This is a genomic window from Geothrix oryzisoli, assembly GCF_022808865.1.
GTDB classification, from domain to species: domain Bacteria; phylum Acidobacteriota; class Holophagae; order Holophagales; family Holophagaceae; genus Geothrix; species Geothrix oryzisoli.
Genome location: NZ_JAKZLB010000002.1, coordinates 530182 through 544963, shown reverse-complemented (window position 1 = coordinate 544963; position 14782 = coordinate 530182). Strand labels below are relative to the sequence as shown.

Below are 14782 nucleotides of genomic sequence, written 5' to 3'. Positions count from 1 at the left end.
CGCGTCATGAAAATCCTTCTGGCTTCTTCGAATCAAGGGAAGCTGGCGGAATTCCGCCAGCTTCTCGATGGCTTCGAGATGGTTCCCTGGCCCACTGACGCGCCCTCCTTGCCAGAGACCGGCGCCTTCTTCCAGGACAACGCCCTGCAGAAGGCGGAGGGGGCCCGGGCCTGGTGGCTCGAACACGGCCTCGAGCCCGTCGATGGCGTGCTGGCGGACGATTCGGGCCTCTGCGTGGACGCGCTCTGGGGCGGCCCGGGCGTGCTGAGCGCCCGCTTCGCGCCGGATCTGGCGTCGTATCGCGACAAGAACCACCGCCTCCTGGCCATGGTCCCCGATGGGGCGGACCGCTCGGCCCGGTTCGTGTGCGTGCTGGCCTATGCGCCTCTTCAGGGTGAGCCCTTCACCGCCAGCGGCACGGTGGAGGGCTCCCTCGCCTTCGCCCATCGCGGCGACGGCGGCTTCGGCTACGACCCCATCTTCATCCCCGACGGCTTCGACCAGACCTTCGGCGAGCTGCCCGCGGAGACCAAGCACACCCTCAGCCACCGGGCCCGGGCCTGCGCGGCGCTGCGGGAGCGGTTCCGCCTCGGCGTGAACCCATGACCTGGAGGCGCGATCCCCGGACCTGGCTGGCCATCGCCGGTGTGCTGCTGCTGTGGTCCTCGGCCTTCGCGGGCATCCGGGCGGGCCTGCGGGCCACGGCCACGGGCCTGCCCGGCCTGGATGGGTACGGTCCCGGCGAGCTCGCCCTGCTGCGGTTCGGCACCGCGTCCATCGTGCTGGCTGGCTACGCGCTGGCCACGCGCATGCGGCTGCCGGAGCGGGGTGACCTGCCCATGATCGCCCTGGCGGGTTTCCTGGGCATCAGCGTCTACCACGTAGCCCTCAATTTCGGCGAAGTGACAGTCCAGGCGGGCGCGGCCTCCCTGCTCATCGCCGCCGGGCCCGTGTTCACCGCCCTGCTCTCGGCCCTCTTCCTGGGGGAGCGCCTGACGCGCCTCGGCTGGGGCGGCATCCTCGTCGCATTCACCGGGGTCGCGCTCATCGCCCTCAGCAGCGGCCGCGGCCTGCGCTTCACGCCCGGCGCCCTGCTCATCCTGCTGTCCGCAGCCGTCGCCGCCGTCTACTCCATCCTGTCGAAGCGGAGCTTCCGGCGCCATTCCGCGCTCGCATTCACCTGCTATTCCATCTGGGCCGGCACCCTGCCCATGCTCGTGTTCCTGCCAGGCCTCCTCCACAAGGCACCGCTGGCCGCACCCTCCGCGACCCTGGCGGTGATCTACCTCGGCATCTTCCCCGGGGCCATCGCCTACGTGCTCTGGAACCTCGCCCTCTCCCGCATGCCCGCCTCCCTGCTGTCCAGCTTCCTGTATCTCTCCCCGGTGCTGGCCAGCGTCATCGCCTGGATCTGGCTCGGCGAAGTGCCCTCGCTGCTCACGGTCCTGGGCGGCGCCATCGCCATCGTGGGCGTCATCCTCGTGCAGACGAAGGGGCACCGCCCCGCTGCCACCTAGAGGAAGAGCCGCGGATCCACCCGGGCGTTGTTGAGGCTGAGGGACCAGTGCAGGTGGGGGCCCGTGGCCCGGCCGGTCATGCCCACGCTCCCCAGCAGGTCCCCGGCCTTCACCACCTGACCCTGTTTCACGGTGACCTTGGACAGATGCGCGAAGAGGCTCACCACGCCTTCACCATGGGCCAGGAACACGGCGTTGCCGCTGAAGAAGAAGTCGCCCGTGAGCACCACCACCCCCGCGGCGGGCGCTCGCACGGCCTGGCCCGCCGGAGCCTTGATGTCGAGACCCGCGTGGGGGGCGCGTGGCTCGCCGTTGAAGACCCGGCGCAGGCCGAAGGAGCTGGTGAGGCCGCCCGGCGTGGGCTGGTGGAACCGCAAGGAAGGAACCAGCCCTTCCGGCCAGGCCTTCCAGGCCGGCGCCATCAGCGCCTGCTCCCGGGCGATGCGCGCCTCATCCTCGGGGTTGGGCGTCACCAGCCGCTGGTCCTTCAGGCGGATGCGCTGCTCGGGATAGCGCTTGGGTTTGATGGTGAAGGAGACTGCATGGCCAGCCACCTCGATGGCGTCCTGGCCCACCTTCGCGCTCAGCGGGATGCCCACCACGGCCTGCCAGCCGCGGGCGCTCCGCCGCACCAGCACCGGCTCCCCGTGGTAGGTCGCCTTGGGCGCCGCAGCCTGACCCGCGATGGCGAGGACGACCACCCCTCCGGGAACGGGCGAGGACTTGAAGGGCAGCGGGCCCGATTCGGCCGCGACCAGAGCGGCGCCGGTCGCCGCGACCCCCAGCAGAACCGCCCTGCGGCACCGGGCCATGGTCATCCCGCGGGCTCGCCAGACGGGGCTTCGGCCTCAAACCCCGCCTCCCGCAGTCGCACGGCCTCCTGGTAGGCCGCGAGCACGGCGGTCTTCACTTTGAAGTAGCCGCTGTCCGTGACCTTGGTGGCGAAGGTGGCGTTCACCACGACGGTGTAGCCGCCGCCCTGGAAGGCCTGGATCGGGGCCACGAGGACCTGGCCGGGAAGGATGGCGCCGGCGCTGTCCTCGCGCAGCTTCTGGAGCACCGCCTCGGACCAGGCCTGGAGGCGCGGAATGACCCCCATCGCTTCGGCCTCGGTTCCCGTTCGGACGCGGCCATATAGGGTGAACTGGAGCCGCAGCTGCGGGGGATCGAAGCCGTGGTTGAGGAATCCGGCCATGCCCGCCACCTGCTGGAACTCCTTGAGCAGGGCCTGGAGTTTGGCGCTGGGGGCGGCGACGGGCATCAGCGGCCTCCGTATCCGTACTTGGCCACGAGCAGGTCGAGGCGCTTCCGGGCATCCTCGGTCACGGCCTCGGGAGCGGTGTAGAGGGCGGCCTTCAGGGCTTCGCCGCAGGCGCAGGGGCGCGGAACGTCCGAGAGCTGCGGCACCGCCCGGCGGAGCAGGCGCTGGGCCTTGTCCACGTTGGCGTGCATGACCTCCAGCACGGAGGCGGCATCCACGCCCGCCTCCTCCTCACGCCAGGCGTCGTAGTCCGTCACCAGGGCGATGCAGGCATAGCAGAGCTCGGCTTCGCGGGCCAGGCGCGCCTCCGTCACCTGGGTCATGCCGATGAGGTCCGCCCCCCAGCTCTGGTGCAGGCGGCTCTCGGCGCGGGTGGAGAACGCCGGGCCCTCCATGCAGACATAGGTGCTGCCACCCGCGACGGGGATGGACAGGGACTGTCCAGCCGAGAGCAGGGCCTCGGACAGGTGGGCGCACACGGGTTCCGCGAAGCTCACATGGGCCACCAGGCCCTCGCCGAAGAAGGTGTCCTTGCGCTGGCGGGTCTTGTCGATGAACTGGCTCACGAGCCGCAGCTCCCCCGGCTGGTGGCGGGCCTGGAGGCTGCCCACGGCGGACACCGAGATCAAGCGCTCGACCCCCAGGGACTTCAGCGCCCAGAGGTTGGCCCGGTAGTTCACCTCGCTGGGCGTGAACCGATGCCCCTCGCCATGCCGGGCGAGGAAGGCCACGGGGGCGCCGTCCAGGGTGCCCAGATGCACCGGCCCCGAGGGCGCGCCGAAGGGCGTCTGCACCAGCTCCGTCCGATCCAGGGACAGGCCCTCCATCCGGTAGAGTCCACTGCCGCCGATGATGCCGATGGGTGCTCGCATGGGACCATTCTACTTGCGGATGCCACGGATGCCGTGTTTCCCTGAAGGCCTGACAATTTCGTGCTGGATGCACGGGAAGCAGGTGAGACTCCTGCGCTGCCCCGCAACGGTATGCACCACGCCCACGCGCCACCGGGTGTGAGACCTCAAGTCCGAGTCACTGGGATCGTCCCGGGAAGGCTCGGAGGGAGCTGAAAGGCCCCTGTCGCGTGCGAGCCCGGAGACCGGTCCCGCACTTCACCCCCCGTCGTGGGAACGGGCTGGGCCATGGCTTCCCACCTCCGGGGATCCGCCCAGCCGCCGCGACGTCATGCGTGGAGGCATGATGGGTTCTGCCCGCATTCTCTTCTCCCTGGCGGCCGTGTCCGCCACCCTCGCGGCCACGGAGGCCGAGCGCAAGCCCGCCGAGGCCACGGTCACGGTCAGCGCCGAGGCCCAGCCGGTGGCGGTCACCCGCACCCCCGCCCCCGTCCGCGTCCTGGAAGCCGAGGACCTGGCCCGTCTGGGCAGCCGCACCCTGGCGGACCTGCTGGCCGTCCTCCAGCCCGGCGCCGTCATGGGCACCGGCGGCACCGGCAAGCAGGCCTCCGCCTTCCTCAACGGCACCCTCAGTCGCAATGTGGTGGTGCTGCTGGACGGTCTGCGCCTGAACGATCCCACCGCCCTGAGCCCCGACCTGGGGGCCCTCAGCCTGGTGGGCATCGAGCGCGTGGAGCTGATCCTCGGCCCCGCCTCGGTCCTCTACGGCAGCGACGCCATCGGCGGTGTCATCGCCCTCACCAGCGTGGGCCGTGGCGCCGAGGGCTGCCATGGCCAGGCCGGATTGCGCCTGGGCGTGGACCGGCTGCTGGAGGGCCAGGCCGGGTTGAAAACGGGCACGAACGGGCTGTTGGGCGGGACGGCCCAGGTACAGATCACGGGGTCCAGGGGCTGGATCGCCGCCGGCGCCGAGGCCCAGAAGCAGGAGAGCGGCTTCCCCGACGATGCCTTCCGCCAGGCCGGTGGCTTCCTGCGCCTGGGCACGCGCCTGGGCGGGGCGGACCTGACGGCCTTCTACCGCAACAGCGGCCAGACCGCCTCGGTGCCCTTCACCACCCTCGCCTGGCCGGGTTCAGGCCGCAGCTACGAGCCCCAGCGCGAGATGCGCGCCCGGCAGGAGAGCTGGGGCGCCAGCCTGCGCTGGACTCTGGCGCCCAGCCTGGTGCTGGAGAACACCCTCCAGGCCCTGGAGGGCGACACCGGCGACCCCAGCGGCCCCCGGCGGGAGCAGACGGACCGCGCCTTCCGCCGCGTGGAGGACCAGCTCACCCTGCACTGGTCACCCACTTCGACCTTCCGCCTCTCCGGCCGCCTCGAAGGCCGCGAGGACACCAGCCAGGCCCGGAACTACTACGACCCGAACACCTTTGCCGCCGTGCAGTATCGCGGCGAGGGCCGCGATCTGGCCGGGGCCCTGGAGCTGCGCTGGACCCTCGCCGAGGGCCTGGACTGGGTGGCGGGCCTGCGCCGCGACGCCGGCCACCGGGACCTCACCCGCTCGGACACGGGCCTGCGCAACCGGGCCGGCAGCGCCGAGGCGGGCACCTGGCGCACGGGCCTCAACTGGGTGGTGGCCCCGGAGCTGCGCCTCTATGCCAGCCTCGGCCAGGGCTTCCGCATGCCGAACACCACCGAGTTCGCCCTCAACGCCCAGGCGGAAGGTCAGGATGGCGTGGCCTACCCGATCCGGCCCGAGCGCAGCCGCACCCTCCAGATCGGCGCCACGGGCCAGGTCGCAGGCCACTGGGAGTACCGCCTGGAGGCCCAGCGCACCCGCGTCTCCGAGCTGCTGGCCTACCTGTATGACACCAGCTTCGCCTTTCCGCCGCTCTTCACCTCCCACTACGCGAACCAGGGCGCCATCCGGGCCCAGAGCGTGGAGGGCGCCCTGGGTTGGCGCGGGGGCGAGGCCCTGGCCTACGGCTGGGACCTGATCCTGCGCAGCCAGGAGACCCGGGACCTGGACCACAACACGGAGGCCGACCGCTTCGGCCAGCAGAACTCCGCCATCCTGCGGCACCCCTTCTTCACCGCCTCCGCCGGAGGCTTCGTCCAGTCGAAGACCTGGCGTGCCGAGGCGCGCTTCGACCGCGTGGGTCCCCGCTACGACCTGAACGATGTCACCTACGAGGTGACCAGCACCCGCCGGCCCTACCGCGACCTGAGCGTGGGCCTCTCTCATGAGCCGGTGAAACACCTCACCCTGGCCCTCCGGGGCGAGCACCTCCTCCAGCCGAAACAGAGCGTCCAGGATTGGCTCAGCGGCCGCTACGATCAGGAGGGTGATGCCAGCCTGGTCTACGGCTTCCCCGCCCCAGGCCCCCGGTGGACCCTGGCCGCGACCTGGAGGTGGTGATGCGACGCTGGCTTGCCTTCCTGCTGCTGGCCATCCTTTCGGCGGCGGCAGGCCTGCCCCTGCTCGCCGCGCGGCCGCAGCGGGTGGTGAGCCAGTCCGTGGGCACGGATGAGCTGCTGCTGGCCTTGGCGGATCCCGGCCAGATCGCCGCCCTGAGCCACATCGGCCGGGATGCGCGCTTCAGCGCCACGGCCGCCGAGGCCCAGCGGTTCCCGGCCCTCAAGGACAGCGACGCGGAAAGCGTGCTGCGCTTCCGGCCCGACCTGGTGCTGGCCGCCAGCTTCACCCGCCCCGAGACCCTGGCCCTGCTCCGGCGGGCCGGGGTCCGGCTCGTGGTGCTGGACCGGTTCGACAGCCTGGAGGATGTCTATGCCAGCCTCCGGATCCTGGGCCGCGAACTGGGCCAGGAGGCTCGCGCCGAGGCCCTCATCGCCCAGTGCCGCGCCCGGGTTCAGGCTCTCGTGGAGCGCCTCAAGGGGGCCCGCCCCGTCCGCGTGCTCACCGCCGGGGCCTACCCCTTCACCGCCGGTTCCGGCACCACCTTCCAGGACCTCTGTGATCACGCAGGCGCCCTGAACGTGGCGGCCGAGGCCGGGCTGAAGGGCCACGCGCCCACGCCTTCGGAGAAGCTGCTCACCTGGAACGCCGAGGTGCTGGTGATCTCCGGGGACCGGCCCGACGCCTCGGACACCCGCGCACGGCTGGCGGAGATCCCCCACTACCGCGTCCTGCCCGCCTTCAAGGCCGGCCGCTTCGCGGTCATCCCCGGGGCGCTCATGTCCAGCGTCTCCCACCATCGCATCGAAGCCTACGAGCGCCTCGCCCGGGCCCTCCACCCCGAGCGGTTCCGGTGAAGCCGCGCCTGGCCGTTCCCATCCTCGTGGCGCTGCTGGCCCTGGCCTTCCTGGCCTCCCTGGCCTTCGGCGAACTGAGGCTGAGCTTCGGCCAGGTCGTCTCGGCGCTGATGGGCGGCGGCGATGACATCGCCCGCACCGTGGTGCGCGACTTCCGCCTGCCCCGCGCCCTGGTGGGCATGGCCGCCGGGGCGGCCCTGGGCGCCAGCGGCGTGGTGATGCAGGCCTTCTTCCGCAATCCCCTGGCCAGCCCGGGCCTGCTGGGCGTCAGCAGCGGCGGTGCCCTGGGGGCCGTGGCCGTGCTGGCCCTGGCCCCGGCCACGGGCTTCGCCGCGGCCACGTTGTGGGCGCTGCCCGCTGCTTCAGTGGTGGGGGCCTTCGGGGCCACGGGCGCGGTGCTGATGCTGGCCCAGCGCGGGGCGGGCACCGAGCGGCTGCTGCTTTCCGGCGTGGCCCTCAACGCGCTGCTGGGCGCCGGCACGAGTTTCCTGCTCACCACGACGGCGGGCCACTTCGAGGTGAATGCCCAGATCCTCTTCTGGCTCATGGGCGGGCTGGAGAGCCGCAGCTGGGAGCATGTGTGGATGGGCGTTCCGGCCATCCTGGTCGGCTGCCTGCTGCTGCTGCCCCTGGGCCGGGCCATGGACCTGCTGAGCCTCGGCGAGCAGAGCGCCCAGAGCCTGGGAGTGGATGTCCGGCGCCTCCGGCGCCAGCTCATCGTGCTTTCCACCGTCCTCACCGCCCTGGCCACCGCGGTGGGCGGCATCATCGGCTTCGTGGGCCTGGTGGTGCCGCACATGCTCCGCCTGGCCTTCGGCCCCGATCACCGGCGCCTGCTGCCCTACTCCATGCTCGGCGGCGCCGCCTTCCTCCTCGCCTGCGACCTCGTCACCCGGACCTTCCCCATCGGCCTCCGCCTGGGGGTCGTCACCGCCCTGGTGGGCGGCCCCTTCTTCCTCTGGCTGCTGCGGAGGCCGCGATGAAGCGAGCCCTCAGCCTTCAGGCTTCAGTCTTCAGTCCGGGCACTGGGGCCGCGTCATGAGCACGCCCGCCCTCCATGCCTCCAACCTCTCCGTGCCGGGCCGGCTGGAGGCGGTGACGCTGGACCTCGGCCCTGGCGAACTGGTGGCCATGGTCGGGCCGAACGGGGCGGGCAAATCCACGCTGATCCAGGCGCTGGCGGGGCTGCTGCCGGCCCACGGGACCATCCAATGGAATGGACAACCCTTGTCGCACATTGCCGCCGCGGAGCGGGGCCGACGCCTGGCCTGGGTCGGCCAGGAGGCCCACTTCGAGTTCGCCTTCCCCGTCCGCGAGGTGGTGGCCCAGGGCCGCTACGCCTGGGGCGACGATCCCTCCGGCGTGGCCGAGGCCCTGGCGGAGGTCGATCTGGGCTTCCTGGCCGACCGCCCGGTCACCCGGCTTTCCGGCGGCGAGCGCCACCGCGTGGCCCTCGCCCGCGCCCTGGCCACTCAGGCCCCCATCCAGCTCTGGGATGAGCCTGTGGCCCAACTCGACGTGCGGCATGCGCTTGAGGTGATGCGGCTGGCCCGGCGCCTGGCGGACGGCGGCGGCACCGTGGTGGTGAGCCTCCACGACCTGCGGGCCGCCTACCGGTTCGACCGCGTGCTGGTGCTGGATCGCGGCCGCCTGGTGGGCGATGGTCCGCCCCACGGCGTCCTCACCGCCGACCTCATCCGCGAGGTTTTCCGGGTGGAGGCCACCTTCGTGGAAAGCCTCGTGCCGGAGCTGCCTGGGGCCTGAGTTCCGCCTCGGCGCCGAGCACTTCGCCGAGGGCCGCGACCACCTCCGGATCGTAATTGAGCGCGCCCTTGGACCTGATTTCGTTGTAGGCCAGGGGGCTCGAGTCCCGGATGTTGAGATGGTCCACGAAGTCCTGGGCCACCTTGAGGATGCGGGATCCCACGGGCAGGGCCTTGCCGGCCCGGAGATCGTCGGGGTACCCGGAGCCGTCGTAGTTCTTCGCGCTGTACCGGATGATGTCCACGACCTGATCCAGCCGTGGGATCCGGCTGATGAGCCGCGCACAGGCCTCCGGTGCGCGCAGGGTCAGTTCGCGGTCCCGCTCATCCAGACCCTGGCCCCGGTCGATCTTGGCCTGCACCTCCGCGGGGATGGCCAACCGCCCGATGGGGCCCAGCAGCGTCGACAGCTCGATGTCCCAGGCCGCTCCGAGGCCCAGCTGTCGGGCAATGGCCAGGGCCAGCCGCCGGATCTCCTCCGCCCGTCCGAAGGCCCGGGGGTCGAGGCGGGACAGGAGCTCGACCAGGATCTGCGTGCTCCCGGTGAGCGCCTGCTCGAGGAGGGCCCGTTCCTCCAGGACGAGTTCATGCCGGGCCACGGCGTCCAGGAGCACCTGCGGAGATCGTCTCCATGGATCGGCTTCCGGATGAACCGGAACACATGCCCCCAGTTCACCGCATCCACGGCCGCATCCAGATCGGCATTGCCGGTGAGCATCACCCGCGTCGCATCGGGCGCCAGCGAGGCGCACTGCTCGAGGAAATGGATGCCGTCCATCCCCGGCATCTGCAGGTCCGCCACGACCACGGAGAACGCCGGGGCCGTGCCCAGGGCCGCGAGCCCTGCCTCGGCGTCCTCGGCGGTGACGATCCCGAAATCGTCGCCCAGCGCCCGGCGGATCCCGCGCAGGATCAGAGGATCGTCATCCACGAAGAGAATGCGCGGGGTCAAAGTCGTCTCCTCTTGAACGGACGCTCCCCGGGTGCCGGCGGCTCGAACCGCCCGCCACGATCCACCTGATCCTGGCCCGTGGGGAGGGCACCACAGGCCAGGGGGATCTGGGCCCTCGCCTTCCTGCGGCAGGACTCCCAGGCCGGAAGCAGGAGGTCCCAGAGTTCCTCGACCGAGCCAGCTTGGGGGACGCCGGGGCTCTCGATGAAGGAGCCTTCGGATAGCCGGCCTGGCGCCTGGGCCCTGCCCAGGTTGGAATGGGCCAGCTGCAGCGCCAGGGACTTGAGCGAGGAGAAATCCCGCAGATGGCTCCCGTGGTGCTCCCGGATGACCGTGCTGAAGGATGCGGGCAGGCCCCAGAGCGATACCAGCTCCGAACCCACCTGCACATGATCCGTTCCGAGCTTCGCCCGTTCGAGGGCCGTGATCTCCCCGCCCTCGATGAGCTGCCGTTCCAGGATCGACCGGTACCCGGAGGACGGTGTGGTCGCCAGCACCACCATCCCCACATCGTGGAGCAACCCGACGGAATAGGCCTCCGCCGCGGCGGCCCGGTCGCCCGTCGCGCGGAGGACGAGGCCCCGCGCCACCAGCCCGGCGTGACGGGAATGGGTCCACAGCGCCGTCAGATCCAGCCCTTCGGGCGTTACGTCCTCGAAGGAGGAAAGCGCGTGCTGGTGGGCCAACAGCTCCTGGATGGTGTCCATCCCGAGGTACTCAGCGGCCTGGTTCAGGTCGGTGATCGACCGGCCGAAGGAGAGGAAGGCCGAATTGACCAGCTTCAGGACCCGGGAGGCCATCCCGATGTCCTGCGCGATCTCCGCGACCACCTCGGCGAGGTTCGGCTTCGGCTGGTCCAGCAGGACCCTCAGCCGATCGAGGTGCCGGGGGAGGCTGGGGATCCGCTCCAGTCCCGTCACGAAGGAGCGGGCCCTGATCGTCCCGGCCTTGGAGCCATCCAGGCAGAACGCCTCGAGGATGGCCATCAGCTCCTCCGGGTCGATGGGCTTGGTGAGGAAGCGGTGGTAATGGCCCTCCGCTTCCATGATCCGGCGCAGCGGAGCGTGCCCGGACAGGACGACCCGGACGGCATCGGGCTGCAGGTCCATGGCCCTCCTCAGGACCATCGATCCATCCAGGCCCGGCATCTGCATGTCGGTCAGCACGAGGTCGAAGGGGGCCTGCTCCAGCAGGCCCACGGCCCGCTCGCCGGAATCCGCCAGGACGGTCTCCCACCCGGACAGCCGCATGCGGAAGGTCCGGTCGAGGGCCTTCAAGACCAGGGGATCGTCGTCGACGACGAGGACGCGCACGACCTACCCTCCCGTCCCGGCCAGGAGGTGCCGGGGCACGTCGATGGGGAGCCGGATGATGAAGCTGGTGCCGGTTCCGGGCTGAGACAGGCAGTGGATCGTCCCCCCATGCCGATTGACGATGACCTGATAGCAGACCGTCAGGCCCTGGCCGGAGCCTTTGCCGATCTTCTTGGTCGTGAAGAAGGGTTCGAAGATCTTCTTGCGGGTGTCGTCATCCATGCCCACCCCGTTGTCCTCCACGCGGATTTCGACGGCCCCCGCGAGGCTCCGGGTCGACACGGTGATCAGCCCCTTGGGGTGGGCGTCGCGGGGTCGCTCGCCGATGGCATCCGCGGCGTTCACGATGAGGTTGAGGAAGGCCTGGTTGAGTTCGGCGGAGAGGCCCTGGATCATCGGGATCGTCGGATCCAGGTCCAGCCTCAACTCGGCCACGTATTTCCATTCGTTGCGGGCCACGGTCGAGGTCGTGGTCAGGCACTGGTTCACGTCCAGGGAGGCCTTCTCCCGGCCCCCGGGATGGGAGAACTCCTTCATCGCCCGCACGATCTTCGTGACCCGCTCGATCCCCTCCAGGGATTCGTCGATGGCTTGAGGCATCTCGGCCTTGAGATACGGCAGCTTCACTTCCTGGGCGATCGCGGCCAGCGCCTCTGCCTCGCGGGGGGGCAGCCCCCCCTGGGCGGCCTCGTAGGCATCCAGCAGCCGTTCGATCCGCTGATAGGCACTCTTGAGGAAGCCCAGGTTGTTTCCCAGGAACTGGGTCGGCGTGTTGATCTCGTGCGCGATGCCGGCGGCCAGGCGGCCGATGGATTCCATCTTCCGGGACTGTTCCAGCTCGATCATGACGGCCCGGTTCGAAGCCTCGATGTCCTGCCGGGTATCCATCTCCGCGATCAGGTCCAGGTTCTTCTGGTCCAGTTCCCGGGTGCGCTCGGCCACCCTGCGCTCAAGCTCCACCATGATCTCGGCCCGCTCGATCTTGGCTCCGAGCGCCCGGCCGGCCAGGCGCAGGACCTCCTGCTCCGAGAGGGGCCAGCCCCGTCTCCCGCCGCACGCATCGAAACCGATCAGGCCCCACCACTCGCCCCGGACATGGATCGGCATCACCAGGATGGACTGGATCCCCTGGGCCTCCAGCAGGGGGCGCTCCCCTGGCGGGAGGTCCGCCACCCGGCCGCTGATCATCCGATGGGCCTGGAGGTCGTCCAGCCACCGCCCGTACCCGCGGCCCCGCATCGGAAAGCCCTGGAGCTCCGGAGCGTCGATCTGAGGGGGGATGCCTTCGGCGCACCACTCGAACACCTGGTCCATCAGCACCTCGCCACTCTCGCGAGGCTCGGCCTGCTTCCTGAAGATGTAGACGCGGTCGGCCGCCGAGGCATTCCCGAGCGCAGCGAGGAAGGCGGGAATCCCGTCTTCCCACCATTCCGAATCCAGCAGGCCGACCACCGACCGGCTGACGACCTCGAGGATGCGGTCCTTCTGCTCCAGGGACCGTTCCATGCCCTTCCGCAGGGTGATGTCCGAGTGGGTCCCGATCATCCGGACCGCCCGCCCTTCGGAATCCCGCTCCACCACACAGCCGCGGTCGAGGATCCAGCTGTAGCTACCGTCCTTCCGGCGCACCCGGTGCTCGCTCAGGTACTGGGGGGCGGCTCCATCCAGGTGCTCACGAAGTTCGCGGGAGACGCGCTCCCGATCATCGGGGTGCAACCGCGAGTCCCACTCCGAAAGGTCCGACCCGATCTCGTGGGGGAGGTAGCCGAGCATCTCCTTCCAGCGCCTGGAGAAGAAGACGGTCCCGGAGGGGATGTCCCAGTCCCACAGGCCGTCCCCGCTGCCCTCGATGGCGAAGGCCAGGCGCTCCTCGCTCGTCCTCAGGGCCTGGGCGCTGCGGTGGATCTCCGTCACATCCTGGAACGAGATCACCGCGCCGACGATCCCCTCCTTCCGGAGGATCGGCGTGACGGCCAGGGAGACCCGCAGGACCTCCCCGTCTTTCCGCCAGTAGGACTCCCCCGTGGAGCGGTAGGGCTGCCCGCTCTGCAGCACCCGGTAGGTTTCACAGCCCTCCAGGGCCGGCCCCCCCCGCCCCTGATGCTGGTGGAAGAGGTCATGGGCGCTCCGGCCCAGAAGCTCTTCCTGGCTCCAGCCCAGGATGTCCTCCATCCTCGGGTTCATGAAGGTGATCCGCCCCTGGGTATCGATGACATAGAGGCCATCACCCATCGTGTGGGTGATCTCGTCGAGCTGGGCATGGGCCTCGGCGATATCCCGGGCCAGCGTGACCTGCATGTCCCGGGCCTCGGTCAATTCGTGGATGCGATCGCGGATGGCCCGGGACATGGCATTGAAGGCCACTCCCAGCCGCCCGACATCGTCCCCGCCTTCCCAGACCTGCGGGGGGGCCAGGTTGCCCCCGGCGACCTCCTCGCTGGCGCGGGTCAGGGCCGTCAGGTGGCGGGTCAGCCAGAACCCCACCAGGGCGAGCAGCCCCGCCGTCAGCAGCAGCTCGCCGATGGCGATCAGGGTCCCCTGGGCCAGCAGCTTCTTCTGGGCCGCCACGATCTGGGAGAGGTCCAGCCCGAAATGCACGGTGCCCAGGTTCTGCCCCGCCACGGCCACCGGGGAGGCCACGTTGTACTGGGGGGTTCCGTCAGCCTCGAAGAGGTGGAACCGCTGGTCCGGAAGTGGCAGGGGATTGGAGCGGTCCCATCCGCTCACGGCCACCAGCCGGCCCGTCCCGTCCGTCACGGCCAGGTAGGCGATGCCCTGGGTGGCCGCGCATTCATCGAGGATGGCCTTGACGGTCGCCGAATCCCGTTGCGCCAGGGGCGCGATCAGCGCCGCATTGAGGACCGGCGTCAGCTGGGCGGCGTGCTGACTGGCCTGTTCCGTCATCTGCCCGAGCAGCAGCCGGAGGCTGTTGGTCACCAGGAGCGTGAGCATGGTCGCCTCGACCAGGATCGCGGCCAGGAGCATGCGCCCACGGATCGAACGGACCGGGAAGCGAAGCCTCATCTGGATCTCAGGTTCTGGCGGACCTCTTCCGCGTAGGGATCCATCGCCCGCAGCTCCCCGCGGCGGAGCTGGCGGTATCCCCCTAGCTTGTTCTTTTCGAAATAGGCCCGTCCCTCGGCGGTGCCGGCGAAGGCCCACAGCGCCCCCTCGATCCGGGCCCGCTCCGCCTGGTTCCGATGGTTCAGGACATACACCCGCCCCGCGAGGGGCGCGCTTTCGACCAGGATGCGCAATCCCGCCTGCACCTCGGGATCCAGGTGCTGGAAGTTCGGAAGCGACACGAACCCGGCACTCCCTTCGCCCCGGAGGAGCAGCTGGGCCACGCTGTCGGCGGCGCTCACGTACCGGACCGGCACCTCGCCGAGGCCCATGCGCCGGAGCCAGTGCTGGCCCCAGAGCGTGACCAGGGAAGACCCGCTCAGGCCGATCACCGTGGTGCCCTTGAGATCCTGCGGCCGGCGGATCCTCCCGTTGGCCGCCACGATGACCAGGGACTTGAAGCTCGCCTTGTAGGTGAGGAGCGGGCCGTACCGGGCATCCACCTCGAGCAGGCGGGCCTGGTGGCCGGTGGTGATGGCGAGATCGTACTCCTGGGCCACGGCCCGCCGGGCGAACTCCGTGAAATCGGGCGCCGTCAGGATCTCCACGGGACGGCCCAGGGCCTTTTCCAGATGGACCCTGAGGGGGCTGTACAGTTCCAGGATGCCCCTGGCGCTCGTGTGCGGGGCCACGCCCACCTTGAAGGGCGCCTCCTGCGCCCGGGCGCCGACGGCCAGCAGGGACAGCCCGAGGGCGACCCACATCCGGAACAGGAATCGAGCTGGCATGGTC

The 14782-nt window shown here is 70.5% G+C and carries 13 protein-coding genes, 1 pseudogene and 1 riboswitch; of the genes and pseudogenes, 6 read left to right on the top strand and 8 right to left on the bottom strand.

The features are described from left to right. The first annotated feature begins 6 nt into the window (after positions 1-6). On the top strand, positions 7-606 hold the full coding sequence (locus MLE43_RS07175) for a non-canonical purine NTP pyrophosphatase (RefSeq protein ID WP_243302873.1): 600 nt from the start codon (positions 7-9) through the stop codon (positions 604-606). Beyond that, positions 603-1517 (top strand): DMT family transporter, encoded by a 915-nt coding sequence (locus MLE43_RS07170; RefSeq protein ID WP_243302872.1) that lies wholly within the window; start codon positions 603-605, stop codon positions 1515-1517. Before MLE43_RS07175 ends, MLE43_RS07170 begins: the two co-directional genes overlap by 4 nt. Here MLE43_RS07170 and MLE43_RS07165 read toward each other — a convergent pair. From MLE43_RS07165 to mtnP, 3 genes are read right to left on the bottom strand one after another with little or no spacing between them, the layout of a single operon-like run. Further along, positions 1514-2335 (bottom strand): peptidoglycan DD-metalloendopeptidase family protein, encoded by an 822-nt coding sequence (locus tag MLE43_RS07165; protein ID WP_243302870.1) that lies wholly within the window; start codon positions 2333-2335, stop codon positions 1514-1516. The genes MLE43_RS07170 and MLE43_RS07165 overlap by 4 nt on opposite strands. Further along, positions 2332-2778: a hypothetical protein gene (locus tag MLE43_RS07160; RefSeq protein WP_243302868.1), complete on the bottom strand. Its 447-nt coding sequence runs from the start codon at positions 2776-2778 to the stop codon at positions 2332-2334. Before MLE43_RS07160 ends, MLE43_RS07165 begins: the two co-directional genes overlap by 4 nt. Continuing rightward, a complete protein-coding gene (gene mtnP, locus MLE43_RS07155) occupies positions 2778-3650 on the bottom strand; it encodes an S-methyl-5'-thioadenosine phosphorylase (RefSeq protein ID WP_243302864.1) in 873 nt (290 codons plus the stop codon). Before mtnP ends, MLE43_RS07160 begins: the two co-directional genes overlap by 1 nt. 48 nt (positions 3651-3698) lie before the next feature. Continuing rightward, positions 3699-3897, top strand: a riboswitch (cobalamin riboswitch). 75 nt (positions 3898-3972) lie between these two features. Here mtnP and MLE43_RS07150 point away from each other — a divergent pair. The 4 genes from MLE43_RS07150 to MLE43_RS07135 are packed head-to-tail and all read left to right on the top strand — an operon-like array spanning position 3973 to position 8663. Then, positions 3973-6045: a TonB-dependent receptor plug domain-containing protein gene (locus MLE43_RS07150; RefSeq protein ID WP_243302862.1), complete on the top strand. Its 2073-nt coding sequence runs from the start codon at positions 3973-3975 to the stop codon at positions 6043-6045. Beyond that, complete coding sequence (locus MLE43_RS07145; protein ID WP_243302860.1) at positions 6045-6899, top strand: ABC transporter substrate-binding protein; 855 nt, start codon at positions 6045-6047, stop codon at positions 6897-6899. Before MLE43_RS07150 ends, MLE43_RS07145 begins: the two co-directional genes overlap by 1 nt. Then, positions 6896-7882, top strand: coding sequence for a FecCD family ABC transporter permease (locus tag MLE43_RS07140; protein ID WP_243302859.1), 987 nt, complete (start codon positions 6896-6898; stop codon positions 7880-7882). Before MLE43_RS07145 ends, MLE43_RS07140 begins: the two co-directional genes overlap by 4 nt. A gap of 55 nt (positions 7883-7937) precedes the next feature. Next, positions 7938-8663 carry an ABC transporter ATP-binding protein gene (locus MLE43_RS07135; protein WP_243302857.1) on the top strand — a complete coding sequence of 242 codons (726 nt, stop codon included), beginning with the start codon at positions 7938-7940 and terminating at the stop codon, positions 8661-8663. Here the strand turns inward: MLE43_RS07135 and MLE43_RS07130 are convergent. From MLE43_RS07130 to MLE43_RS07115, 5 genes and pseudogenes are all read right to left on the bottom strand, one after another. Further along, complete coding sequence (locus MLE43_RS07130; RefSeq protein WP_243302856.1) at positions 8593-9276, bottom strand: HD-GYP domain-containing protein; 684 nt, start codon at positions 9274-9276, stop codon at positions 8593-8595. The genes MLE43_RS07135 and MLE43_RS07130 overlap by 71 nt on opposite strands. A 14-nt stretch (positions 9277-9290) precedes the next feature. Further along, a pseudogene (locus MLE43_RS15085) lies at positions 9291-9593 on the bottom strand (response regulator); the annotation flags it as partial. Between the two features lie 17 nt (positions 9594-9610). Then, the gene (locus MLE43_RS07125) at positions 9611-10927 is read right to left on the bottom strand and encodes an HDOD domain-containing protein (protein ID WP_243302855.1); all 1317 of its coding nucleotides are present in this window, start codon (positions 10925-10927) and stop codon (positions 9611-9613) included. A gap of 3 nt (positions 10928-10930) precedes the next feature. Beyond that, positions 10931-13951: a PAS domain S-box protein gene (locus MLE43_RS07120; protein ID WP_243302854.1), complete on the bottom strand. Its 3021-nt coding sequence runs from the start codon at positions 13949-13951 to the stop codon at positions 10931-10933. Continuing rightward, complete coding sequence (locus MLE43_RS07115) at positions 13948-14778, bottom strand: phosphate/phosphite/phosphonate ABC transporter substrate-binding protein (RefSeq protein ID WP_420843177.1); 831 nt, start codon at positions 14776-14778, stop codon at positions 13948-13950. The genes MLE43_RS07120 and MLE43_RS07115 overlap by 4 nt, the downstream gene beginning before the upstream one ends. Between the last annotated feature and the right edge of the window lie 4 nt (positions 14779-14782).